Genomic DNA, 24,059 nt, shown 5'->3' on the forward strand with positions numbered 1-24,059 from the left:
GTGCTCGACGAGGACCTCTTCGATGTGACAACTCTCATCATGGAGGGGTACGACGACGCCCGTACCAAGGAATTGCCCTTGATCGTGCGACCCGGCACGCCTGCCGCCGCGTCGCGGGCGCCGCTCGCGGCGGACCTGCGCGCCAAGCGCGACCTGCCCACACTGGCAGCGGTGGCCGGCCGGCAGCCCAAGGAGGCCGGCGCCGCGTTTGTGCGGGCGCTGCCGGCGGAGGGCGCGCGGGTGTGGCTGGACCGTCGCGTGCGGGCCACCGCGATCCTCGATCGAAACCTCGCGCAGGTTTCCGCGCCGCGGGCCTGGGCCAGCGGATACACGGGTACGGGCGCGAAGATCGCGGTGCTCGACACCGGCGTCGATCCGACCCACCCCGACCTGGCCGGGCGGATCGCGGAGAAGGCGGACTTCACGGTCGAGGGCGGCGACGCGGTCGACCGGTACGGCCACGGCACCCACGTGGCCGCCATCGCCGCCGGCTCCGGCGCGGGCGCGTCCGGCGAGCGGAGTGGCGTCGCGCCCGGCGCCAGCCTGCTCGTCGGCAAGGTGCTCGACGATGACGGCAACGGCACGGACTCGCAGGTCATCGCCGGTATGGAGTGGGCCGCCAGCCGCGCTGACGTGGTCAATCTGAGCCTCGGCGGCTTCGAGCCGAGCGACGGTACCGACCCGATGTCGATGGCGGTGGACGCGCTGACCAAGGAGCACGGGACGCTCTTCGTGGTGGCCGCGGGCAACGACGGGTACGCCGAGCGCTTCATCACCGCGCCCGCCGCGGCCGCGAGCGCGCTCACCGTTGGCGCCGTCGACGCCGGTGACCGCCTCGCCGACTTCTCCAGCCGCGGCCCTGTGATCAACACGAACGCCGCGAAGCCCGAGATCGTCGCGCCCGGCGTCGACATCGTCGCCGCCCGCGCCGCCGGCACCGCGATGGGGCGGGTGGTCGACGACCGGTACACCGCCGCCTCGGGTACCTCGATGGCCGCCCCACACGTCGCGGGGGCGGCCGCTTTGCTCGTGCAGCGCCACCCCGACTGGGACGCCGGCCGGCTCAAGGCGGCACTGGTGGGAGCGGCAGACCCGCTGCCCGGCGCCGACCCGTACCAGGTGGGCGCCGGCCGCCTCGACGCGGCCGCGGCCCTCAGCGGCGTGGTCTCCGGCCAGGGCGTGGTCAACCTCGGCCCGTCATCCCCGTCCACGACCCTGACCTGGACGAACACAAGCGACGGGATGCTCGCGGTCCCGCTCGGCGCGCGCGTGGTCGACCGCCACGGCAGCACCTTCCCGGCCGCGACGGTGTCGCCCCAGGTGCTCGTCCTACCGCCCGGCGCCACCGCCACCGCCACGCTGCGGATCGACCGGTCGAGGCTGGCACCCGGCTTCTACGCGGCCACCGTCAGCGGCACGCTTGTCACCTTCGCGGTCGAGCCGCCCAGCCACGAGCTCACGCTCACGATGACGACGCTGCCCGGGGCGCCGGACCCATCGGATATTTCGGCCTTCGGCAACATCGTCAACCTCGACGACCCCGCGGCCTACGCGGTCAGCTTCCACCTCACACCCCAAGACACCATCCGGGTACGGGTGCCGGCCGGGCGGTACAGCGTGGTCGGTTCGGTGTGGGAGTTTGCCGAACGGCAGCGCGTGGCCCTCGCCGGCGACCCCGACGTCACCGTCGACCGGGACACCGCTGTGGTGCTCGACGCCGCCTCGGCCAGTCCGGTCGGCATGGCGATCGAGGAGGAGAAGACCGAGGCCAGCGCGGTGGGCATCCTCTACGAGCAGCGCGGCCGCCGTGGTGCCGGATGGGACGACTTCGCGTACGCCTGGGGCGAGGACGCCCGCCTCGGCAGCGTGTTCGCGGTGCCGATGGAGCAGCCGGAGGTGGGCGAGTTCCAGGCGTACACGGCGGCCGGACTGCACGCCCCAGGCTCGCGCCTCTACGACCTTATCCACGCGCACGCTTCCGGGGTATCGGACCTCTTCCACCTCGTCGGCCCTGCCGAGCGGCACTCGCTGATCCGCATCGACCAGCGCTTCCACCGGCTCGACGCGCCGGACTCCGCGACCGACCACAAGCGCTACGGCCTCGCACCCTCAGGACTCTTCGTCCTGGAAAACTTCACCTCGGACGTCGCCGGCGATCGGGTCGACTACGTGTCACCGGGGTATGCCTGGATCGACGAAGCCTTCTACGCCGGCGGTGTGGTGACCCAGGAGGCGGCCCGCACGTACCCGCCGGGCAGCCGCCATCAGAAGGTGTGGGTACGGCAGCCGCTGCGCCCCGACTTCTACGACTCCGTCGATCCGTCGCCGAGCGCATGCGTGCCCGCGCCGCCGAGCCGTACGCGTGGCAACCTGCACGTCGAGCTCGTCGAGCTGACCGACCAGCACCAGCGCTTCGCCTGCTTCGACTGGGGTGGCGACGCGGTCCGGCAGCTGTCCCTGTACCGGAACGGCCGCCTGTTGGGGTCCTACGCCAGCCCGGCTGGCGACTTCGCCGTGCCCGCGTCGCCGTCGTCGTACCGCCTGACCTACGACCTGGACGTGAGCGCTGTGCTGCCCGTCTCGACGCGGGTGAACACGGCGTGGACCTTCCGGTCAGCCGCCCCGCCCGGCACGGGGAGCGCGCCGCTGGCGCTGCTGTCGGTGGACTACGCGCTGCCGCTCGGCGTCACCAACCACCCGGCTGGCGGGGCCGCGGAGTTCTCCGTCCGCCAAGCCCATGGCGTGCCGCGGCAGCGCGTGACGTCGTTCCGGCTGTGGGCCTCTCTGGACGACGGCGCGACGTGGCGGGCGGTACAGGTGCGGGCCGCGGGCGGCGACCGCTACCGGGCCGTGCTCCCGTCGGGTCCCGCCGTCTCGCTGCGGGTGTCGGTCGCGGCGAGCGGCGGGAGCGCCTTCGACCAGACGGTGATCCGCGCATACCGTTCGTAGCGGACCGCCGTTCGGCCGGTTTTGTCGAGGTCAGCGGGCATGGCACGATCCAGGCCGTGTCTGTGACTCGCCGAACCGTCCTGGGTGCCGGCCTAGCAGCCGCCACCGCGGGGATGGCTGGCTGCGGGCCGCAGCCTTCCGCGCAGTGGGCTGTTCCCGCGGAAGCGCCTTCTAGCTCGCCACTGCCGCCCACATCCTCCTCGCCGCCTCTTGCTTCGCCGTCGCCGTCTTCCTCGCCGTCGGCATCCAGCGGGGCCCAGGACAGCAAGTTGACGGCGGCTCTCGAGCGCTTCCTGAAGCCGACCAAGGAAAACCCGAAGCACCCGACCTACGCCGGCGCGGTGGCCCTGGTGATGGTCGACGGCAAGGTCAAAGCCCAGGTGGCGGTGGGCCACGCGCTGAGGTACAACGCCGGCCCGGTGGAGTTACCGGCCGCCAGGCGCGTCCCCATGCGCCCCGACTCCGTCTTCGATCTGGCCTCGCTGACCAAGGTCTATACGGCCATCCTCGTGCTGCGGCAGGTGGACAAGGGAAAGCTGGACCTCTCCGCGCCCGTGGTCGAGTATCTGCCCGACTTCGCCGGCAAAGACCAGGTCACCGTCCGCATGCTGTTGACCCACACGAGCGGCCTACCGGTCGGCGCCACGGTGGCCGGCCTGCCGGACCTGGCCGCCAAGCGCAAGGCGGTGCTCGCGACGCCGCTGGTGAAGGGCGCCGTCCCCGGCAAGGCCTTCCGCTACTCCAGCACCGGCCTGATGGTCGCCGCGCAGCTGGTGGAAAAGGTCACCGGGATGAGCCTGGACCGTGCGCTGAAGGCCGAGCTGACCGGCCCGCTGGGCTTGCGCGACACGGGGTTCAAGCCGCTGGGCTGGCTGTCCACAAAGGAGCGACTGGTGGCGACCGACGCCCGGTCGTCGCGGGGCCTGCTGCGCGGCGTGGTGCACGACGACGTGGCCAACCAGATGGGCGGGGTGGCGGGCAGCGCCGGCATCTTCGCGACGGCTCGGGACGTCGCGGCGGTCGGTCAGCTTTTGCTCGAGGGCGGCGGCTCGGTCCTCAAGCCCGCGACCGTCGAGGCGATGCTGACCAACGCCAACCGCGGGCTGCCCGCGATCGACCCCGAGCGTCCGGGTCGGCCGTCGGACCACGGGTTGGGCGTGGTGCTGCGGCAACCCTGGTTTATGGGCCGGCTATCGACGCCGGCGACGTTCGGGCATACGGGCTTTACGGGTACGTCGTTGCTTGTCGAGCCGAAGCGAAGGCTGGTGCTGGCGCTACTGACGAACCGCGCCCACCCCAACTGGACCTGGGCCGACCCCGACCCCATGCGCGCGGCAATCGCCAACGTCGTGGCCGACATGCTTTGATCGCCGCTTAGCCCAGCGTCAGCACGATCTTTCCGCGTAGGCCGCCGGCCAGCACTCGCCGGTGCGCCTCGGCCGCTTCGGTCAGCGGCATGGTGGCCGCCACCCGTGTGCGCAGCGTGCCCGCCGCCACCTGCACCACCAGGTCGGCTAGGAGCTTGTGGTCGAGCTGGATGAGCTGTAGATCCTGGCGCACAGCGCGGGCCGGGTCGATGGCTGGCGTGGGCCGGGTGGTGACCACGACGCCCTGTTTTCGACTGCGGCGGCCGCCGCCTCGCCGACCGGCACCGCGTCAAACGCCGCGGCCACTGGGCCCACCTTGGCCAGGTCGGCGGAGCGAGAGATCACCTCTTGGGCGCCGAGACCGCGCACCCACTCCTCATCCCCGTCGCTGGCTTGCGCCAGGACACGGTAGCCCTCCTGCGCGGCGAACTGGGCGGCGAAGCCGCCGACACCACCGCTGGCGCCGGTGACCAGGATGCGGCTGCCGGCGGACAGCAGGCTCGCGGACAGCAGGGCCATCCCCTGGTGTGCGGTCTGCGCGTTGAGCGGCACCGTGGCGGCGTGCGCGAAGTCGAGCTCGTCGGGCAACGGCGCCAGCCAGTCGACGTCGGCCGCCACGAACTCGGCATAGCCGCCGGGCGCGCCCCGCGTGAGGTAAAACGGGATCATCCCGACGACGCGGTCACCCACCTGGAAATCCGTCGTGTCGGGGCCGACCGAGGCCACCTCGCCGGCGATGTCCCACCCAGGCAAAAACGGTGGCGGTATAGGCCCGCGTGGAACGTTTCCGGTGGTGACGGCGACGTCGGCTGGATGCACACAAACCGCGCGGATCCGCACGACTACCTGTCCAGGCTGCGCCTCAGGATCCGGCAGCTCAGTCACTTGCAGCACTTCAGGCCCGCCCAGCGCGGCCGCGATGACCCCAGCACGCGTCCACTATAGACCCCGCCAAACGCGTAGCTTCTGATCAAGGCTTAGCAGTTGGTGTCCTAGGTGCCCGGGAACACACGGTCGATCTGTCGGTCGATCAGGTCGGTGGCGTGTTGCGCTGTGTACTGCCCCAGTAGGACGGGCGGCTGGAGCCCTTGCGCGCCGGCTACGAGGAAGGCGGCTTCGGCCCGCGCATCCAGATCCGCGTGCACCTGGCCCAGTGCTTGGCCATGGCGAAGCAGTGACGCGACGAGTTCTTCGAGGGCGTGCGGGCTGTCGCGTACCGGCGTGGCCATAGCGGGATCGGTCAGGAAGCGAATGAAGTAGGCGGCGTGGACGATCTGTGTCTCGCGCCGCTCGTCGTCCAGGGGCAGGAGTTCGAAGAGAACCGCCCGTACCAACGCCCGGGGCGACGGCTCCTCGCCGAGGTCGGCCATCCGTTCGGCTGCGCGTCGCTCGGCGTCCGCGTTCAGGATCTCCAGGGCGCCCAGCAGCAGGTGATCACGAGTGCCGAAGTAGTACTGCAACTGCCGCGCCGGGACCCCGGCTTCGGCGGCTACCTGGCGCAACGTCACGTCTTCCAGGCCGCGCCGGGCGGCCAACCGCCAGACGGCCTCGGCGATGCGATGCCGGCGTTCCTCGTGATCGACCTTTCGCGGCATGCAGCTCTTCCGGGACTTCGTGGGCACTCGGGCTGATGTGGTTCGATCGTATCGAAACGTGTTATGGTGCGATCGCACCACATAGCGCACCCGGCCGATGAACGGGGAAGGCTGCCATGAAGCACGTCGTACTGCTGGTTCTGGGCATGGTTCTGCTGGTCGTAGGGGCGCAGGGCGGCATCCGCCTGCTCGCCGACCACGACAACGCCGGCGTCCTGCAATGGCTGCCGGGTGGCTTCGCTGGTCAACTCGGCGGCTTTGTCGTGATGACGCTCGTAGGCGTGACGCTGGCCGCGCGCAGCGGTGCGCACGTCCGCCGGTCCGACCCGGGCCAGTGACCAAGGGCAGCCGCGGTCTCAGCGGATGATCGGCAGGCCCGGATCGTAGTTGGCGAAGTGGTCCGGGCAGATCCAGAGGTATTCGCCGGTCGGGGCGGGTACCCGCTCAAGCCCGCCGAACTGAGGTCCGCAGTGGCGGTGCAGGAAGTCGCGGATCTCGCGCAGGTGGGCGCCGGTCGCGCGGATGGGTTGGGCGTGGCCCGCGGGAACGGCGCGAAAGCGCCATCGACAACGCTAGGCGCCAGCAGCCTAGGCCGCACTCTCGCCAATACGACACTCGCCCGCGTGGACAGTGACCGGGTCCGCTTCGCGCAACAGGTCCTGTTGATCATGGGCGGATCATGTACGTGCTGGTCAGAGGGGGTTTCCGCTGCTGCGGGAGGTTGTCTGCTGGTTGTCGGGAACCCGACATCGCGTTGCCGGTTTGGACGACGACTGTTCATCTCCCAGTGCCACCTACTGTGCGGTAGGGGCGCGATGGTGTGCGCGGCGTGCCCGCCTGACCTGGCCTTTTGGCGGTCGTACGCGCTGACGGGCGCAAGTGGCGCGCTCGTCTACATCGCAAGGGAGAGTTCAACCGTGCCTGCCCCTCTGACGAGGCGCCAGTTCGCAGGATGGAGGGCAGCCATTTCGGTGGCAGTTGCCCTCTCCGCGGCAGCGCTCGTCGTCCAGCCCCATACCGCCGCCGCCGAAAGCCTTGCCGCCGCGGCCGAAAGCCCGTTCCCCGCGACCGCCGTTCCGTCGCAGATATCGATGCTGTACGGCCCGGAGGGATCCGGCCCGGTGTCCATGCGGTTCGCCTGGGTGACCGACCCGGACGTCACCGAGTCGGTGCTGGAGTACGCGACCAAGGCCTCGTACGACGCGACCGGCAAGCTCGACAAGCGCGTCGACGGCCGCTGGGAGCGTGCCGACATCAACGTGGCCACCAGCCAGCCGGTCAACGGCCACAAGGTCGAGGTCGACGGGCTTGCCCCGGCTACGGAGTACGTCTACCGGGTCGGTGACGGCGGCTCGCTGGTCAGCCAGGTCGGGTCCTTCACCACGCGCGAGGCGAAGGTCGAGGACTTCTCCTTCCACTGGTACACCGACCCGCAGATGAACGACTACGAGGGCTACGTGGAGACGATGGTCCCGCGATGGAGCGGGCCTTCGGCGAGGTGCCCGACCCGGCGTTCATGCTGTTTACCGGTGACCTGGTCAACCACAGCTACAAGTCCCAGGAGTGGGACGGCTTCTTCAAGGCGATGGAGTCTCGTACCGCGACCGTCCCGACGTACTTCACGATCGGCAACCACGAGTACGAGGGCAATCCCAGCGATGGCTACCTCGACTGGGAGTCGCCCGACCCGTACTTCACCAACTTCGCCGCTCGTACCAACATCCCGGCGAACGGTCCGGCCTACGCCGGCGCCGCTGGTGGCCGGCCGACCGCGGTCGGCGAGGAGGCCAAGACGCTGCGGAACACCGCCTACTACTTCGAGTACGGCGATGCGTTGTTCGTGGTGCTCAACCACTTCGACCAGCTGAAGCTGTCCGAGCTGCGGCCGCAGCTGGACTGGTTGAAGACGGTCGTGCAGTCGTCGGACGCGAAGTGGAAGGTCGCGGCCTACCACCACGGCCCCTACCTGGGCCGGCGTGACCACCCGTCGAACTACCTCGAGATCACCAAGGCGTTCGACCAGGCCGGCATCGATCTGTCCATCTCCGGGCACGACGGCATGTACCTGCGCACCCACCCGTTGAAGGACGACCTCGTCGTCGGGGATGGCGCGGGCACGACGTACATCACCGGTGCCGCGGCGGGCGATGGGCAGGGCTACACCTGGAACCCGGAGATCGCGGGCGAGTACACCGCGGTCTACAAGGACAACCAGGAGGCCAGCTACCAGACCGTCTCGGTCTCGCCGGAGCGGATCGCGATCAAGTCCACCAGCCGCGATCCCAAGACCGGCGTCTACAGCGTCAACGACACCTTCGAGATCACCCACTCGCTGCCCTCCTCACTGGAGGACTGGGTGCCGCCGGCCTCTCCTGAGCCCGTGCTCGACAAGGACTTCCCGCCCTTGGTCGAGGGCACCTACCAGATCAGCACGCCCCAGCACCTGATGTATGTGAGCAACAACTTCGGTGGCGGGTTCGGGCAGCTGCCGCTGGACGGTCACTACGTGTTGACCAAGGACATCGACCTGAAGCACCTGCGGGGGTTCCGTCCGCTGGGTCTGCCGGCCCTGAACGCCGAGGACGCCGGCCCCGGCTTCACCGGAACCTTCGACGGCGCGGGCCACTCCATCACCGGTCTCAACCTCGGGTACGACCAGGGCTGGGAGCTCGACGGCGCGCCCTCGCCCACCGGGTTCGTCGGCCGGCTCGGCGCCGGCGGTGTGGTCCGCAACCTGGGACTCGTCGACGTGGACTACCGCGACACCGAGGGCCCGGTCGGCGGCGTCGCCGGTGTCGTCAAGGGCGGCACCCTGGACAGGGTGTTCGTCGCCGGCGGTGTCGACGGCGCCAAGGACACCGCGGGCGGCCTGATCGGTGCGCTCGACGGTGGCTCCGTGAAGGACTCGTACGCGACGGTGAACATCGACGGCGAAGCGACCGCCGCCGGCCTGGTCGGTGAGATCACCGGCGCGTCCACCGTCGAGCGCAGTCTCGCGGCTGGCGCGGTGGTCACCACCGCGGACGCCGGTGGTGCGGTCGGCCACGTACAGTCGGCGGACGCCGTGCTCAGCGGCATCGTCGCCGCGAATCGCGCCGTGACTGGGTCGAATGCCGGCAAGCTCTTCGCCGCCGCGGTCGCGCAGGCGCGTGTGGCCGACAACGCCGTGTGGGCCGACGTGCCGCTGACGGGTACGAAGGTCGAGCAGCGCGGCATCAGCGAGCTCACCCAGGCCGACCTCACCGCCCAGGCCACGTACGAGGGTCGTGGCTGGGACTTCGACACGCGTTGGGCATGGCAGCCGGCGACCAGCACCGCCGTCGCGTACCCGTACCTGGCTGGTCTGTCCGGCCAGGTCAACACGCTGCCTTTCACCAACAAGGCGGCGCTTGCGGACCTGCTGGCCACGGTGACGGGCGGGAACGCCCCGAACCCGGCTGGCTACACGCCGTACAGCTACCAGTTCCTCGCGAAGGCCATCGACAGCGCCACCGCCGTGATGAACGACCCGTACACGTCGCAGACCAAGGTCGACGCCGCCGTCACCGGCCTGGCCACCGCCATCCGGTTCCTCAACCCGCTCGTGGCGGAGAAGCAGTTCCGGGCCGCGAGCATCGACGAGCTCCGCTTCCGCATCGCCGAGATCGGCAGCGGTGCGGATACGATCTGGATCACCGAAGACTTCGTCGCCGACGACCAGGGCGGCGCGATCCAGGTCGACGCCGGCAAGATCCGCCTCACCGCGGACCAGCCGACCACGCTCACCGCGACCGGCAACGTCTACTTCAACGTGGACAGTGCCGAGCTGACGGTCGGTCGAAACCTGACGATCGTGCAGAGCGCCGACAGCACCGCGCTGGCGGCGTTCTTCATGGTGCGCGACGAGGGCCGCCTCACGGTCGAAGACACCACGATCCGGTCGGACGCCACAATGTCCGGCTCGCAGGGCGTCATCGTCACCGAGGACTCCGGCCCGACCGTCACGATCGACCGGTCGACCGTCAGCGGCAAGGGCGCACGCACCATCTACGCCTACAACGCCGGACCGCTCTTCACGATCACCGACAGCACGATCACCAACACCAATACCGCGCTCTACCGCAGTGAGTACGTGCTGAACGGCACCACGGTGATCACCGGCAGCACCGGCGGCGGTGCGGTGATCCACGACTTCCGCGGCAGCGAGGTCGCCGGAAACGTGGCGGACAACGCCGTCACGCTCACCAAGGCCGGCACCGGGCCCGCGGTGACCGACCCGGCGTACACGATCGCCTACGTCGTGACCGAGCCCGGCGCCCCGGCACCGGGCGATTTCCAGGGCGCCGTGGCATACACCGAGCCGATCGCCCTTCCTCAAGGAGGCACAGTCTGGGCCGCGCTGACCCACGGAAGCCGCCACGGCATCGTCAAGTCCTTCGTCGTCCAAGCACCGGGAGACCCGGCGGCCTGCCTCGTGGCTCAAGAGCAGGCTGAGGCGGCAGCGAAGGACGTGGACAAGGCTGACAAGGCCGTGCAGAAGGCCCAGAAGAAGGTCGAGGACGCCGAGGCCAAGCTCGAGAAGAGCTTGGCGAGCGGGAAACCGGCCCAGGCCATCAAGCAGGACGAGGCGAAGTTCGCGGAGGCCAAGGCCCAGCTTGAGGAAACCAAGACCACGCTGGCGACGGCCAAGGCCGTGCATACGGCCGCGCTCGCCCAGGTGGCGGCGTTCTGTAGGTAACGCTCCCGCGATCCGGGATTTGGGGCCGCCTACGCCGATCCGGCGCTAGGCGGCCCCGAACTCATGACTCGCTGGTCAGGCTCGGGTGGTCGCGCAGCTGGCGGCGCGAGGTGATGCCCAGCTTGCGGAAGATGTTGCGCAGGTGGGCCTCGATCGTGCGCGGGCTAAGAAAGAGCCGGGTGGCGATCTCCTGCGAGGTCGCCCCGGTCGCGACCTCCCGAGCGATGTACAGCTCTTGCATGGTCAGCTCGTCGTGGCCGCTCTCCGAACGGCCGCGGGCCTTCTCGCCGGTGGCGCGTAGCTCGTCGGCGGCACGTTTGGCGAACGCGTCGATGCCGTGGCCGGCGAGCAGTTCGTGGGCGATACGCAGGTGCCGGCGGCAGTCCCGCCGCCGGCCTTCGCGCCGTAGCCACTCGCCGTACAGCAGGTGGGCCCGGCCGCGGTACGGGAGCAGGGAAGTCTTGTCGAGCAGCTCGATGGCCTCGCGGTAGTCGTCCTCGGTACCTGTGACCAGCCCTCGGGCGTACGCCGTGATGCCCATGCCCATCGCGGTGCCGGTGGGCTCGGTGCGTTCGACGAGCGCGTCCAGGGCCGCCGCGGCGGCAGCCTGCTCCCCGGACCGGACCGCGGCCTCCACCAGCTCGGGCAGGGCCAGCCCGGCGAGGAAGAGGTCGCTCTGCGCGATGGCCCGCTGGGCGGCGGCCAGCGCAGCGGGGTAGTCGCCCAGCCCGTTGTGCAGTAGCGCGGACGCCCAGTGCACGCTGGTCGTCAACTGGTTGGGCCGCCGCATCAGATCCAGCGCCTCATCCCGCCGGCCACGCATGGCGGCCAGTTGCAGCCGGTGGTACGTGACCGCCGGCCCACGGGTCGCGTCGGCGATGGCCTCCTCCTCGGCGATCGATGTCATGGCCCGCTCGATGTCGCCGTCGAGGACCGCGTGGAATGCGGTCTGGGCCAGACCCAGGCGCAGCACGATCGGCGACCCCGACTCGCGCCCGGTCTGCACCAGCCGCCGGACGATTGCGGCGTGGCCGTCCGGATCCCACAGCTCGGCGGCGAGGATGACGGCGAGCGCGGGCCGTCGCGTCCACAGAGGATCGCCGGTGTCGTCGAGCAGCTTCCGTAGCAGCGGAACCGCCGCTCGGGGTCCCTTCGCGGCGAAGACGAGTAGTCCATCGAGGACGTCCGGTTCCGCGGAGGTGGCCGGCGCGGTGGCCAGGATCATGTCGAGCACGCCGCTGGCCCGGCCGACGGCCAGCCCCATCTCGAAGGCGTCCACGAGGTAGTCGCGCGCCCGCCGCGGGTCAGTTTCGTCGAGTCGCCGTGCCGCGCGCAGCATGAATTTCGGGCCGCTGCCGTCGTGGCTCTTGAGAAAGGAGATCCGGCCGCGTAGGAGATCGAGCCGGGCGTGCTGAGGCGTGTCCATGGTGGCGTTCTCGATGGCGGTGAGCAGTGCCTCGGCGGTGTCGGTGCCGCCGGAGTCGAGGTGGGCCTGCGCCGCATCGAGGGTCCGTCCGATCCGGCTTGCGTGATTCAGCGACAGCGCGGCAGCCCGTTCCAGGAATGCTGCCGCGGCCGCCATGCCGCCCCGCGAGCGGGCCAGTGACGCGGCCCGTTCCAGCTCGGTGGCCACTTCCTCGTCGGGGCCGGTGACGGCCTGGGCGCGGTGCCAGGCGCGGCGGTCCGGATCGGTCTTCGGGTCGGTGACCTCGGCGAGCGTACGGTGGGCGGCTCGGCGCTCCGCCGCGTCCGCGTGGCGGTAGACCGCGGAGCGCGCCAGCGGGTGACAGAACCGGGTGCGGGCGGAGAACTCGATGAGCCCGGTCGCGGCCGCCGCAGCGGCGGCCGCCGGCACGTCGAGGCTCCTCCGCTCCGCGGCAGCCCACAGCAGCGCGGGTCGCCGATGGGGTCGGCGCTCGCGATGGTCAGCAGTGTCCGCGCATCCGCCGAAAGGTCGTCCAACCTGGACCGGTAGCCGCGCTCGATGCGGGTCGGCACCGGCGCCGGATCCGGTGGCGCGAAACCCCCGCCGCCGGGCAGTTCCCGCAGCGCGAGGGGTTTCCATGGGCCTCGGCCACGATCCGGTCCCGGACCCGGTCGTCGAGGGCGACGTGGCTCTTGACGGCCAGCAGGTTCCGGGCGTCGGCGTCGCTGAGCCCCTCGACGGTCAAGCCAGGCAGGTCGTCCAGGTCGGTCGGGTCGCTGGGTGTGCGTACGGCGAAGAACATGGCCACCGGTTCGGCGGCGATCCGCCGGGCCACGAACGCCAGCGCGCCGGCCGACGCCGGGTCCAGCCACTGCGCGTCGTCGACCAGGCAGATCAGCGGCTGTTCCTGGGCGGCGGCGGCCAGCAGGCTGAGGGTCGCCAGACCGATCCGGAACGGGTCCGGGGTGCCGGTGGCCAGCCCGAACGCCACCTCCATGGCGCTGCGCTGTGGGGGAAGCACATCGGCGAGGCGGTCCAGGACCGGAGCGGCCAGCTGGTGCAGCGAGGCGTACGGGAGATGGGTCTCGAACTCCGACCCGGATGTTTGGATGATCCTGAATCCCGCCGCCTCGCGGGCGTGGCCGAGCAGGGTGCTCTTGCCGATGCCGACCTCGCCGCGCAGCACCAGGGCGCCGCCCTGACCAGCGCCAGCGGCCCCGATCAGGTCGCGGAGGCGCCGGATCTCGTCCTGCCTGCCGAACAGCCGCATGCCGATGAGGCTAGGCCGCCTAGGTAATTTCCACCGACGCGAGGTGGTTCGCCCGCCCGGCACGCTTTCGGGGACCTTGCTGGTACGAACTCATACAAAGGACCCCACCTTGAGCCGACAGTTCCTGACCCACCGCCGTCTGGTAGTCACGGCCGTCGCCGGTCTCGCGCTGGCCGCAGCGGCCGTGCCAGCGGTCGCGGCGACGGCCTCGACCAGTCCCGTGACGCATGTGTCGGCGCACACGTCCAAGCACACCTCGGTGCCGCGGCTCGCCCAGCAATGGGCCGACGCCTGGAACACCGGCAACGCGGCGAAGATGGGCTCGCTGTTCACCCGCGACGGCGTCTACACCGACCACGCCCTCAACCAGAGCTTCACCGGCCCGGCCGGCGCCGCCGAGTGGGTGCACGGGACGCTGGAGCAGATCGCCGCCGCGCGCGTGACCATCACCCGCGCCTTCCGGGACGGCGACAACATCTGCGTGACGTGGACGTTCAGCGGCACGTACAAGGCCACCGGGAAGAAGTTCTCGGTGCCGGCCACGTCGGTCTTCCGCACCAAGCACAACCGGATCGCGTCGGTCGAGGACTTCTACAACCTCTCTGACCTGCTGAACCAGGCCGGGCTGGCCAAGTGAGCACGGACGTGGTCCGCACCTGGAAGGCGCTCTGGGACGGCGACTACAGCGTCGCCGCTTCGCTGATCGACCCGGGCATCCAGGTCCACGCGTCGATGGCCGACGGCAGCGACGGCAGCGAGATCAAGGGCGTCGAGGGCATGGTCGGCTGGATCGGGCAGATCCGCGGCCCGTCGCCCGACCTGACCTTCGAGATCGAGGTCGGCCCGATCGCCCAGGACAACCTGATCGCACTGCGGTGGCGAGCCACCGGCACGTACGCCGGCGGCTTCCCCGGCGCGAACGCCCCGGCCGGCACCCAGATCGACTTCACCGGTATCGACATCCTGCGCGTACGGGATGGGCGGGTCGTCGAGTACTGGCTGAACTCCGACATGCAGCGCCTGTTCAGGCAACTGCACGTCCAGGGCTGATGCCCGGGTGGGCCGGCACGGCACCGCCCGCGCCGGCCCACCTCGAACAGATTGGGCCCGCCTGCACCGGTTCGTGGACGAGGTACCGATCGGTGCCGAGCCGAACCTAGCGCTGGAACGTTGGTGTTGCTGTGACGGACAGCGATAGTTGTCACCTAGCGAGCGCGGGCGCGATCGAGGACCTCCTCGGTCGTCAGCGGGCTCTTCGGGTGGTGGCTGAGGCACAGCGGCGTTCGCACCTTTTGCGGTGCCTCACCCTCGGCCGCGACGTAGAACTCGCCGGTGCTCAGCCGCGAGACGTCGGGGACGTCACCGCCCTTCGCCTTCGCCATCTCCCGCGCGGCTTCGATCTGGATCGGGCTGTTCAGCAGGCCGTAGAACTGCGTGGCCGCGTTGCCCGGGATGCGGTTGTGCAGTCCTTTCGGCGCCTGGGTGGCGAAAACCAGCCCGAGACCGTACTTGCGTGCCTGCGAGGCCAGGGCAAGGGTGCTCTGTGTGCAGGCCGTCATTGTTCCCGACGGAGCGAGTGTCTGGGCCTCGTCCATCACGAACAGGCCGAGCAGCGGCCGATCCCCGGCGGGGTTCTTTTTGATGTACGCGAAGAGGGCCATCTCCAGTTGGTTGACGAAGCTCTGGCGCATGTCGTCGGAGGGCAGGCCGACCAGGCTGATCACGGAGATACGCGCCCGCTTTCCAGCGGACGGTGTCAGCAGGATGGCCGGGTCCAACGGTGTGCCGTCGCCGCCGAACATCGGGTCGTTGTCAATTGACGCCGTGAGCGTCTGGGCCAAGCCGCTGGCAATCTTGTCGGCTTCCTCGAGCCCGCTGACCCCGTCCGGCAGATCGGCAAGCGTCTCGATCAGACCCCGCAACGTGCTACCGCCGCGCCGACCGTAGTGGTCCACCGCGCGTCGCAGGACGGCGAGGCCGAGGTGCGCCTTTGCGGCCCGACTGTCCAGCCGCGCCCGCGGGGTCAGCGCGGCGACCGCCGAGTCGACGGCCTCGTTGAACTCGTCCGGGTCGTCGAGCACGCTCTTGAAGTCTGGCAACGGCTGGAAACTCAGCGGTCGTCCAGTTTCCCGCCTCGGCGTCCACACCACGACCTCGGTGCCGGCGATGTAGCCGGCGGCTTTCTCCGCGTCGCCGCCGCTCCATGCCTTCGGCGGCGACGGCCAGGGGTCGCCGAGCCGGGCCAGGTCGTTGTTCGGGTCCAGCACGATGGCGGACACGCCTTGGAGCGCGCATTCCTCGACCAGGCGCCGTATCAGCACCGTCTTGCCCGAGCCCGAGCCGGCGAAGATCGCGACGTGCTTGCGCAATGACTCGAGGGCCAAGCGGACCGGCACGCCGGTTGTGTAGTCGTGGCCAACCGTCAGCGTCGGCACCGTTTGCTGTGACTCGCCCGTCGTCTGCCGCAAGGGGGTCGGCTCTTTCGACGACGCTTCTGTCCGCTGCTCGTACGGCGCACTCGTCGGCTCGGCCGCCTTCGATGGCGTCGACGCTCCCGACTGAACCGCCATGGCCTGGCGGAAGATCTGGATTTCGCTGGCTGGTTGCCGCTGCATCAGCCACGCGGGGAGGTCGACGGCCGCCTCGTCGAGCATGACCTTGAGCGCGGCCAAAGCGCGGAGATCAGACTCTTCGAAAGCCAGCGTCGTCGTGTTCTTGGACTTGAGCTCCTCGATGAGGCTTGATGTCTTGGCGCCGGTCCACGCGCCATTGCGCAGGAAGTAGAGCCTGCGCTTCGGTACCTGATACTCGACACCCGCCGCCGTGACCGCTCGCTTGATGCGGTGCAGCGCGGCCACACCATGATGCCTCGCGCTGATCGCCCGGAAGGACCAGTGCGCCTGGTCCTCGGTGCCCTCGTTGAGCGTGCGCCGAAGCCTTGCGTGGAGTGCGGGTTTGGCGCTCGGCGGACCATCCTGGTTAAAAGTCTCGTCGGTCCCTCCTTGTTCGATGATCCACGCCGTGAGCCCAGCCGAGAGCAGGCCCGGAACGACGGAGTCTTCGCGGTCCGGGTCGAGCGGTGTCACGACGTCCGCTTCGTCCTTCAGTTCGCTGAAGCGTTCGTCAAACTGCTTGGTTACGTCGTCCGTGATGCTTGTGGGGACGAGTGCTGCCGCGCTCGGCTCGCTGCTTGGTGGTTCGCCCAGGTGCTTGAGTTCTCGGACCTGGTTGTTCAGCAGGCAGTCGCGGACGTGTGCGTCGATCTCGATGAGCAACTGCCGGGGGTGAACTTGGCGGCGGTGTCGAACGCCTCGGGACGGATCGGCCACGACGGGTAAGGCGGTGAGAACCGGACCAGCCGGAAGCTGTGGGCGAACCGCTTCTCGATAAGGCTCCGGGCGATGGCCGGGTCCCGGATCGTCAGCAACTCCTCAGGTTCTCGGAAGCGGTCGCGTACGGTGTCGGTCGCTCTGTTCTTGATGAGCATCCACGATGGCGGAATGCAAGCCACGAGGGTGAGTGTCCTGCGGGTGTCCTGGCGCAGTGCCATCAAGCCATGCGCGATCTGTTCGAGGACCAACATCTGCGCCCAGTCGTCGGTGTTGGCCGGTTCGGGCTGCTGGCCGTCCTGCGACGCCACTGACGACTGTGAGATCAACGTGTCGATCTGGTCGACCGCAATCACGGTGGGGCCGGTCAGTGCGAGCAGCTTGGACAGCTCGCGCACAATCTCCTGCGCGGTGCGCGGCTTTCGCCGCATGCGCCACTGGGCACGCTCCCCGGGCTCGGCCTCCGGCTCCGAGCTGAAGTAGTTCTCGGCGAGGTCGCGATGCGCGACGTTATCCGAGGCGGAAAGTGCGAGCGCGCGGGCGGTGTCGTCGCACTCGCGCGCGACCAGCCGGTCGTAGTCGCCTAGGCCGAGGAGGAAGGCGTCCAGCGCGGCTGGGGTCAGCTCGGTTTCGCCCATTACAGCCCGCCGCGCAGATCGAGGCGCGCCGACGACCGACGAAAGCCGCCGTAGGAACAATCGCAGCTGGGTATCGCTACCCGGTACGGCACGAAAGAGGCCTTCCAGCATTGAGGCCAGGACGCTGTCCCAGAATCCCTTGGCGTCGAGCAGGCTAACCAGGAAGAAGTAGCCGCCCTGGTCCTGAATCTGTTGACGAACCCATCCGAGCAGGTGGGTCTTACCCGAACCGCGTCGACCCTTCAATATCAGGCCGAGCGGGCTGGCGTCCTTACTCGCTTTCGCGTCGGCCATGCCCGCGAGGACGTCGTTGACCACGCCTTGGTGCAGCCCTTCGACATGGAACGGCGACGGGCGCCAGACGTCATCGGGTACCGGTGCCCAGTCGAACCTGAGTGCCGCCAGTGCTTTGCGTTCGTCTTCGTTCATCGCGTTCCGATGGCAATCAGGTGCGTGTCCTGCCCGCCGACCCGCACGGCGATGCGGCGGTCCTCGTCGGTGAGCGTCTTCTGGTTGGATTCGGGCATCATTTCCACGTCTTCCGCCTGGCTCAGCAACCGGAATGCCTCGTCGAGCGCTTCGCCGGGCACGTCGCCAAGTTTTCCGCGAACGTCTGCGTGCTTGAGCCAGGCACCGGGATGTGGTGCCAGCGAGTCGTAGACCTTGCGAATCCGCATGTCGAGGTCGTCGTCATCGGGTATCGGGGCCGCGACCTCAAGGTCGTCATCGGGTACCGAGGCGGCGCGGGAGAACATCTCCCCAAATGTCTGATAAGCGTCGGCCTTAAGCACCCGTTCCCTGAGGTTGTCGTGCAACGCCCTCAGCGCCGCGCCCAAGGTCTTGGCCTTTGGACTGTCGAAGTTCAGTTCCTGGTGCACCCGCTTCCAGCCCTTGTCGTCCAGCACGTGCACGAAGGGTCGGCCTACCTTCTCGCTCTTGACGTAGCCGGCGTTGTTGAGCTTTATGCGGCTTGCACCGGTCAACGATATCCCGTAGCGCTCTTTCAACTCCGGGTTGGAAATCTCCCGCGCCTCTGCCATCAAGACGATTAGCAGCGCGCTTTCCAAGGGGGTGAGCTCGTTAGCCACTATGCGGTCCCTTCGCCATGTCGTGCCTTCGTGCCCGAATGAGGTGTTCGATCTGCGCCGCTATCGCCTGAACGTCGTGCATCACTCGCGCGTTGGTGAACCTGAGAACGGCGTAGCCGTCCAGCTGCAACTGCACGTCGCGGACCCGATCGGAGTCGTACTGCGCGGGCCGGCAATGCTCCAGCCCGTCCAACTCCACCACCACACGCTCGGCGGGCCATAGCAGGTCGGGCCGAATCGGGCTCCGCAGTAACGTCGGCTGATACGTCCCGTTCCAGATCCGGCCGTACGCCCACTTCTGTCGCGCCAGTACCGCCTCGAGCGCGGCCTCGACGCCGCTGCGCGGATGCGGCCGCCCAGGAATGGTCGCGACCCTGCCCGGGTTTGCCCGCGTCGACGCCAGATCGGCCTCATGCGGGACCGGCGTCATGCACACGGTGCCAAGGCGCTCGGGGTCGGGTGATTCGGCGCCGGTGAGCCACACGCCCAGGTGCCCACGATCGGCTAGCCACTCCGAGGCTGCTACCACGATGTTGTTGGCCGGCGTCTGTCCGGGCTTCGTCTCGGTAGATATAGCCAGCACCAACCGGTCGCGCTGGAATCCCGTCGCGACGATGCGGGCAAGCCCCGCGATCCGTACCTCGGGCCGCAGCCGCGCGCGCGAAGGTCGGCCGGTCAGCGCGCGTTCCGCCAGGTCAGCCAGGAACACGCTGGCATAACCCGCAGCGCGCGCCCGTTCGGTCGCGACGGCTCGGATCGCGGTCAGCGCGGCGCCTTGCGAACCGTCGAGCTCATCCACCTCGGGAAGCCATCCGGGGAGAAGCTGCCGGGCGACCACGTCAAGGGCATCGAGCACCTCGCCCACAAAAGCAGCCACCGAGCCATCCGCCGACGGCGCCACCACGATGGCCGCTGGGAGATCGCCGAATCGAGCGACAGCCGCGGCGACACCTCCGGCCGAGACGCCCGAGATGTGGACCACTCGATCGAACGGAATCCTGGCCAGTTGGTGGTGCCAGGCGGCCTCGCCATCGCGCTGTACCGTGATCGCGTCTCCCATCACGCCTCAAGCGGCCTATGGGGAAAGCCGTCCGCGTCGAGACCGTGCGCACGGAGATGGTTGATGAGCGTGCGATCGACGTCCTCGGTGGCGTTGAGCAATGCCACGAACCGCTCGGCGGCCTGGAAGGTGCCCGCATCGACTTCGCGCCTGAGCTCGGCCTCGCTTCGTAGATCGAACAGCAGCGTGGTGAGCTGCCGGGCCGCCGCGTCGTCTCCGCTGCCGATCCGGCGTCGCAAGTAGGCAAGCTGTGCCTGGATGGCGGCGCCGTCAACGGTCGTGTCCGAGGCGAGGAGCTTGGCCAGTTGGCGAGAGGCAGCCTCGTCACCGGCATCGGCTCGCTGCTGAAGCGCATCTACCCGGCTGTGCGTCGCCAGCAGTTCGGCCAGGGAATTGGCGGCCGGTTGCTTGCCCCGATCGGCCCGCTCACGCAGTTCATCGACCGCTCCACGGTCTGCCAGCAGCGCGGCGAGGTCCTCCTCGGCGAGCAGGCTGCCAGCGTCGGCTCTCGCCCGCAAGGCGTCGGCTTCGCCGCCGTCGACAAACATCTCGGCTAGGCGCCGGCCCGCCTCGGGATCGTCATCCGCAGAGGCGGCGCGCATTTCGTCGATACGCTGGGCAAGCATGACGATGTGGTCAAGCCGGTCGGCGGCTGATCGATCATCCGGAATCTGCCGCAGGTGGCGTCGCAGCAAGTCGACTGCCTCCCGCTCGCGCCCACTCCGGAAAAGCACACCGGCGAGCTCGACAGCTCCTCCGCCATGCAGGTCGAGGAGCCGGCGCAACGCCTCTTCCTCGTGGCAATAGCGCATCCGTGCGTTTGCCGCGGCGGCGAGACGACGGAGGTCCTCAGCATCCTCAGCGGTGGAGATCAGCGTCTCCCACGCACTGCGCGGAGGGCACTCGGTACGCCGGATGTGCTGGGCCACGTAGTCGGCGACGACGTAGCCGGCCAGCAACCCGGCCTCGCCGTCGTCGACCGGTGTCAGAGCGGACACCGCACCGTGGAGCTCCTGCCCGCCGAACGCCAAGGCATCCGCCAGCCAATGCCGCGGCCGGTTGACGCGCTGCGACGAAGTCAAATAGCCCCCGATCGCCGAGTCGAACGCGTCCTGGGCGATCGGCGACAGGACCCCGAGCCGCCGCGCGTCGGCGGCAAAGCTGATGACGGCTTTGGCGTAGGGATCCGGCGCCTGTTCCCATCGGTGCAGCAGGTCGGGTCCAGCGGCCAGCACCTGAGTGAGCCCGGCATCTTTGACATCGAGCGCGAGCCGGATCCGCGTGTCGGTCTCCGCGACGCGCTCGGCCTCCGCCTGCTCCGGCCCCGACAGTACGTCCGGAACGCTCACGACCTCGGCGAGTTCAAGGAGGCGGCGATCGTTCTCGACTTCCGCGGGTGCGCCGAGGCCGCGTGGCGTCTTCCTCTTCAGGTAGTCATCGGGCCACAGGGTCGCGACCACAATCGCGGGAAACTGGAGCAGCCGTATGACGTGCTCTTTGGTCAGCCGAGGGTCGGCACCGAAGAAGCGGTGCATCTCGTCGAGCCAGACGATGATCTTTTGCCGTGGGGCATCTAGCAGTTCGACGATTTCACCGGTGCCGGCCGGTTGAACAACTGGCCAGTTCGGAGCGACCATACGAACGGCTTCATACAGCGATCTTGTCTTCCCCGAGGATGATCGGCCGACCAGGAGGACGAAGCAACCCCGCACGATCCCGGCTGAGATGCGTTTCCGCAGGTCGTCGTCGAAGTCACGACCCACGTACTCGGGCAGGTCTCCGATGCTTTCCTCGGCGGTGATCGCCGCGTGGATCCCCAACTGGCGGGGCGAAACCTCGTCAAAGCGCGGTATCGGGCTGGGCGGCTGTGTCTCGGCGAGCCGATTCCAGGCATCCTGCCAAGTCGCCCGGTCGGCCTGAGGCACGTCGAGGACCTTGAGCAGGCACGAAAGCACCTCCTTCGCCGGGCGCCTGCCGTTCATCACCGGGCTCACCGTCGCCGGCGGGAGGTCGCGGGGAAGGTTGAGACGTCTGGCCTGCTGCTGAATCTTGGTGAGCGAAATGCCTCGATCAACTTTCAGTCGATTGAGGAGCTTTCCGAACGCCGCCCAGTCCTGGGCATCCGCAAGATCGGCAGCACTGACGATTGTCAGGTAGCTCAACCCCCTTGCGCACGCCTCGATGCCGTTCGACGGATGACATCGAAGATTCGGGAACAGCCTACGAACGGCCTATCCGGAAAGCCATCCATAGAGTTGAGCGCCAGGATCACCCGAACGGACCCCTTCGAGGTCGTGCGGGATCGTTCCACAACCTCGACCGAATCACGTTTGCGCTGCTCACATGGGTCCTATCCGCGAAAAGGTCCGCGAAACCTCAGGGGTCCCAATGGGCAACTGGCTCACAATCATGCGTACATTCGACACGGAACGGTGGGGTTGGAGCAGCTTCGGCGGCATGGGCACAAATTTATGGGAACTGCGGATTGGGCGGGGGGTTCGCCCGTTCCGGCGCGTTCCTGGCACCGAATATGAGTCGGCGACTCAGCAGGAGGCTGCCGCTCTACACTCCGCCCGCGACAGCGTAGTGAATCACTACGGCGGAAGCCTGGACCGCGTCGATGTGCTGGTGGTTGCGGCATTGCCAGAGGAGTTCGACGCGGCCAAGGCGGCTGGCCTGGCGACTGCTCCGGCGGGTCCGGGAGTGACTCGGTGGGAGGAGCGCGACCTGGACGGCGTCCCACCGTTCCTTTGGGGCGAGTACCGCGTCGATGGGCAGGCTCGATTCACCATGGCGTTGGCCCGACCGACGCAGATGGGTGGTCGGGCTACAGGACCATTCGCTGCGTCGCTGGTCGATCGGCTGCGCCCGGCGTTGCTGGCCATGTGCGGCGTCTGCGCCGGTAACCCCGCAGACACGGCGCTGGGTGACGTCGTGGTCGGTGAACCCGTCTATGAATGGGACGAGGGCAGGCAGTCGGCCACCGGGTTCGAGGGCGATCACCGGCAATTCCGGCTGGAGTCCCGCTGGCTGCGCGCCACGCAGGACCTCGACCCGAGCAGTTTGGCCAGCTACGGCGACGCCAGCGAGGACGAAGCCTTGCTCTGGTTTCTCGAACAGCTACACCGTGGGCAGCAACCACGCAGTCACCCTGCGCGCGACGCCTACTTCCCAAGCGGAACCTGGCAGCGGCGCCTAGCGCAGCTTGAGGAGCAAGGTCTGATCCGGCGCGAGCCGACCGGTGAGGCCGCTTTGACCAGCGAGGGGTCCGGCCTCGTGCAGCGACGGCTCTACGACGACGTCGAGGGGCCGCAGCAGCTTCCATTTCGCGTGCTCGCCGCCCCCATGGCCAGCGGCAGCGCTGTCATCGCCGACCCCGACGTCTGGGGCCGGCTGAAGGCGATGGGCACGCGGAACATCACCGCCGTCGAGATGGAGGCCGCTACCATCGCGACCGTCGCCCATGATCGGGGACTTGCCTGGTTTGTTGCCAAGGGTGTGATGGACCACGCTGACACCAGGAGAGACGACCGCTATAGGCAGTTCGCCGCCCGCGCCTCAGCGCAAGTCATGTTCGCCTTGCTGGAACGCCTCGTGGCAAAGACAGACGCTGGTACGCAACGCATGACCGAGATGGTTGGAACGGCCGGGATCTCCAGTGAGCCTGGTCGCGGACGCGCAGGCGCTTCCCGTGCGGCGGTGGTGCAGCGGGCGACGACTGGATCGTGCGGGAAAGCCGGGCGTCGATAGGCACGGTCACCACCCGGCTGGGCCTGGAGGACGAAGTCTTCCAGGCCCCGGGGCCGTCGCTCTGCTGGGTGGTGACCCCCAATCCTGACGCCAGCGGCTACGTGGCCAGCTGTGCTGGCCTCGCCGACGGAATGTGTGAGTCGTTCGTCGGCTGAGCCGGGCCCAGCACACGACGGCTAGTTGGAGCCGCCCAGTCGGAGTTCGACACGCCAAGCGGCCTGCGTGAGGTTCATCGAAGAGCGATGAGTTTGCAGGTGTGCTCGGATGTGGCCGCAAGGGAGATCGGTGCCGGCCGGTGGCCGTCGGTGACGATCAGCGCCGCGCAAGATCATGGCGTGCCGTGCGATCGGTTCGTGCTGCGCCGGTCGCCGTCGGGACGGTTGGTTGCTGTCGGCGCTCCCCAACGGCCAACGTAGTCCGTTGACGGGTACCCTGGGGAGCCGCGCCCTCGTAGCTCAGGGGATAGAGCATCGGTTTCCTAAACCGTTGCTGCCGGTGGCGGCTTGTGCCCGTGACCTGCGGTTTCTCTCCGGCTTGCCCCGCCGATCGGGCGATATGTGCGCGGTGTGTGCTCGCCGGTCGGCGGTCGGGTCGGATTCCCCGGATGTGGCCGCGGCGGCCCCGTCGCCGGTGCGATGATCGTGGCGAACCGGGCCCGGCGATCATGCCGCTGGGCCGGCGTCCATGCGGGGGTGGGCGATGCGCAGGCCGCGATCGCGGCACGTTTCAAGCGGTGTGGCTGCCTCACCGGCGGCGGGCCGTGCCCACGGCTGCGCCGCCCGAACGGGACCTGGAGCGCCAGCCACGGCGCCTGGCACTACCGGCTCGAACTCCCACCCGACCCGGGCCGCCGGCGGCGGCAGCAACGCC

Annotated in this window: 18 protein-coding genes and 1 pseudogene; 9 read left to right on the forward strand and 10 right to left on the reverse strand. The window is 69.0% G+C overall.

What is annotated here, in order from left to right:
* Both Pflav_RS35775 and Pflav_RS35780 read left to right on the forward strand, forming a co-directional pair.
* On the forward strand, positions 1 to 2,949 hold the full coding sequence (locus Pflav_RS35775) for a S8 family serine peptidase (RefSeq protein ID WP_173041111.1): 2,949 nt from the start codon (positions 1 to 3) through the stop codon (positions 2,947 to 2,949).
* Positions 2,950 to 3,218: 269 nt separating this feature from the next.
* Positions 3,219 to 4,316: a serine hydrolase domain-containing protein gene (locus Pflav_RS35780; RefSeq protein ID WP_232072288.1), complete on the forward strand. Its 1,098-nt coding sequence runs from the start codon at positions 3,219 to 3,221 to the stop codon at positions 4,314 to 4,316.
* Positions 4,317 to 4,323: 7 nt separating this feature from the next.
* Here the strand turns inward: Pflav_RS35780 and Pflav_RS46650 are convergent, their stop codons facing one another.
* From Pflav_RS46650 to Pflav_RS35790, 3 genes are all read right to left on the reverse strand, one after another.
* A complete protein-coding gene (locus Pflav_RS46650; RefSeq protein ID WP_232072290.1) occupies positions 4,324 to 4,509 on the reverse strand; it encodes a zinc-binding dehydrogenase in 186 nt (61 codons plus the stop codon).
* The gene (locus tag Pflav_RS35785) at positions 4,464 to 5,201 is read right to left on the reverse strand and encodes an NADP-dependent oxidoreductase (RefSeq protein ID WP_232072292.1); all 738 of its coding nucleotides are present in this window, start codon (positions 5,199 to 5,201) and stop codon (positions 4,464 to 4,466) included. The genes Pflav_RS46650 and Pflav_RS35785 overlap by 46 nt, the downstream gene beginning before the upstream one ends.
* A 107-nt stretch (positions 5,202 to 5,308) precedes the next feature.
* Entirely contained in the window at positions 5,309 to 5,911 is a 603-nt protein-coding gene (locus Pflav_RS35790) for a TetR/AcrR family transcriptional regulator (RefSeq protein ID WP_173041112.1), read from the reverse strand.
* Between the two features lie 116 nt (positions 5,912 to 6,027).
* Here Pflav_RS35790 and Pflav_RS35795 point away from each other — a divergent pair, with 116 nt between their 5' ends.
* From Pflav_RS35795 to Pflav_RS35805, 3 genes and pseudogenes are all read left to right on the forward strand, one after another.
* Positions 6,028 to 6,249, forward strand: coding sequence for a hypothetical protein (locus tag Pflav_RS35795; RefSeq protein WP_173041113.1), 222 nt, complete (start codon positions 6,028 to 6,030; stop codon positions 6,247 to 6,249).
* Positions 6,250 to 7,038: 789 nt separating this feature from the next.
* Positions 7,039 to 7,236 (forward strand): annotated as a pseudogene (locus tag Pflav_RS49160) (fibronectin type III domain-containing protein); the annotation flags it as partial.
* A 152-nt stretch (positions 7,237 to 7,388) separates the two neighbouring features.
* The gene (locus tag Pflav_RS35805) at positions 7,389 to 10,628 is read left to right on the forward strand and encodes a metallophosphoesterase (RefSeq protein WP_173041114.1); all 3,240 of its coding nucleotides are present in this window, start codon (positions 7,389 to 7,391) and stop codon (positions 10,626 to 10,628) included.
* A gap of 61 nt (positions 10,629 to 10,689) precedes the next feature.
* Here the strand turns inward: Pflav_RS35805 and Pflav_RS35810 are convergent, their stop codons facing one another.
* Complete coding sequence (locus Pflav_RS35810) at positions 10,690 to 12,483, reverse strand: helix-turn-helix domain-containing protein (protein WP_197938823.1); 1,794 nt, start codon at positions 12,481 to 12,483, stop codon at positions 10,690 to 10,692.
* 70 nt (positions 12,484 to 12,553) lie between these two features.
* Complete coding sequence (locus Pflav_RS44270; protein ID WP_197938824.1) at positions 12,554 to 13,324, reverse strand: AAA family ATPase; 771 nt, start codon at positions 13,322 to 13,324, stop codon at positions 12,554 to 12,556.
* A 109-nt stretch (positions 13,325 to 13,433) separates the two neighbouring features.
* Between Pflav_RS44270 and Pflav_RS35815 the strand changes: the two genes are divergently transcribed.
* Complete coding sequence (locus tag Pflav_RS35815; protein WP_173041115.1) at positions 13,434 to 13,961, forward strand: nuclear transport factor 2 family protein; 528 nt, start codon at positions 13,434 to 13,436, stop codon at positions 13,959 to 13,961.
* Positions 13,958 to 14,374, forward strand: a complete 417-nt coding sequence (locus Pflav_RS35820; protein WP_173041116.1) for an ester cyclase — start codon at positions 13,958 to 13,960, stop codon at positions 14,372 to 14,374. The genes Pflav_RS35815 and Pflav_RS35820 overlap by 4 nt, the downstream gene beginning before the upstream one ends.
* Before the next feature lie 155 nt (positions 14,375 to 14,529).
* Here the strand turns inward: Pflav_RS35820 and Pflav_RS48190 are convergent, their stop codons facing one another.
* The 5 genes from Pflav_RS48190 to Pflav_RS35840 are packed head-to-tail and all read right to left on the reverse strand — an operon-like array spanning position 14,530 to position 21,601.
* The gene (locus Pflav_RS48190; protein WP_332107827.1) at positions 14,530 to 16,599 is read right to left on the reverse strand and encodes an ATP-binding protein; all 2,070 of its coding nucleotides are present in this window, start codon (positions 16,597 to 16,599) and stop codon (positions 14,530 to 14,532) included.
* Entirely contained in the window at positions 16,557 to 17,720 is a 1,164-nt protein-coding gene (locus tag Pflav_RS48195) for a P-loop NTPase family protein (protein WP_332107828.1), read from the reverse strand. The genes Pflav_RS48190 and Pflav_RS48195 overlap by 43 nt, the downstream gene beginning before the upstream one ends.
* Positions 17,717 to 18,379 (reverse strand): hypothetical protein, encoded by a 663-nt coding sequence (locus Pflav_RS35830; RefSeq protein ID WP_173041117.1) that lies wholly within the window; start codon positions 18,377 to 18,379, stop codon positions 17,717 to 17,719. Before Pflav_RS35830 ends, Pflav_RS48195 begins: the two co-directional genes overlap by 4 nt.
* Positions 18,372 to 19,439 carry an endonuclease domain-containing protein gene (locus Pflav_RS35835; protein ID WP_173041118.1) on the reverse strand — a complete coding sequence of 356 codons (1,068 nt, stop codon included), beginning with the start codon at positions 19,437 to 19,439 and terminating at the stop codon, positions 18,372 to 18,374. Before Pflav_RS35835 ends, Pflav_RS35830 begins: the two co-directional genes overlap by 8 nt.
* Entirely contained in the window at positions 19,439 to 21,601 is a 2,163-nt protein-coding gene (locus Pflav_RS35840; RefSeq protein WP_173041119.1) for a hypothetical protein, read from the reverse strand. Before Pflav_RS35840 ends, Pflav_RS35835 begins: the two co-directional genes overlap by 1 nt.
* 226 nt (positions 21,602 to 21,827) lie before the next feature.
* On the opposite strand from Pflav_RS35840, the gene Pflav_RS35845 reads away from it, so the two are divergent.
* Both Pflav_RS35845 and Pflav_RS35850 read left to right on the forward strand, forming a co-directional pair.
* Positions 21,828 to 23,189: a 5'-methylthioadenosine/S-adenosylhomocysteine nucleosidase family protein gene (locus Pflav_RS35845; RefSeq protein WP_173041120.1), complete on the forward strand. Its 1,362-nt coding sequence runs from the start codon at positions 21,828 to 21,830 to the stop codon at positions 23,187 to 23,189.
* Entirely contained in the window at positions 23,165 to 23,344 is a 180-nt protein-coding gene (locus Pflav_RS35850) for a hypothetical protein (RefSeq protein WP_173041121.1), read from the forward strand. Before Pflav_RS35845 ends, Pflav_RS35850 begins: the two co-directional genes overlap by 25 nt.
* The last annotated feature ends 715 nt before the right edge of the window (positions 23,345 to 24,059 follow it).

This window comes from Phytohabitans flavus (genome assembly GCF_011764545.1).
In the GTDB taxonomy this organism is placed as follows: Bacteria; Actinomycetota; Actinomycetes; order Mycobacteriales; family Micromonosporaceae; genus Phytohabitans; species Phytohabitans flavus.

Bases quoted from the DNA above. Each gene is read 5' to 3' on its own strand.
- Pflav_RS35790 (WP_173041112.1), bottom strand. From the start codon at position 5,911: ATGCCGCGAAAGGTCGATCACGAGGAACGCCGGCATCGCATCGCCGAG.
- Pflav_RS35795 (WP_173041113.1), top strand. From the start codon at position 6,028: ATGAAGCACGTCGTACTGCTGGTTCTGGGCATGGTTCTGCTGGTCGTA.
- Pflav_RS35805 (WP_173041114.1), top strand. From the start codon at position 7,389: ATGGAGCGGGCCTTCGGCGAGGTGCCCGACCCGGCGTTCATGCTGTTT.
- Pflav_RS44270 (WP_197938824.1), bottom strand. From the start codon at position 13,324: ATGCGGCTGTTCGGCAGGCAGGACGAGATCCGGCGCCTCCGCGACCTG.
- Pflav_RS48195 (WP_332107828.1), bottom strand. From the start codon at position 17,720: ATGAACGAAGACGAACGCAAAGCACTGGCGGCACTCAGGTTCGACTGG.
- Pflav_RS35835 (WP_173041118.1), bottom strand. From the start codon at position 19,439: ATGGGAGACGCGATCACGGTACAGCGCGATGGCGAGGCCGCCTGGCAC.
- Pflav_RS35845 (WP_173041120.1), top strand. From the start codon at position 21,828: ATGGGCAACTGGCTCACAATCATGCGTACATTCGACACGGAACGGTGG.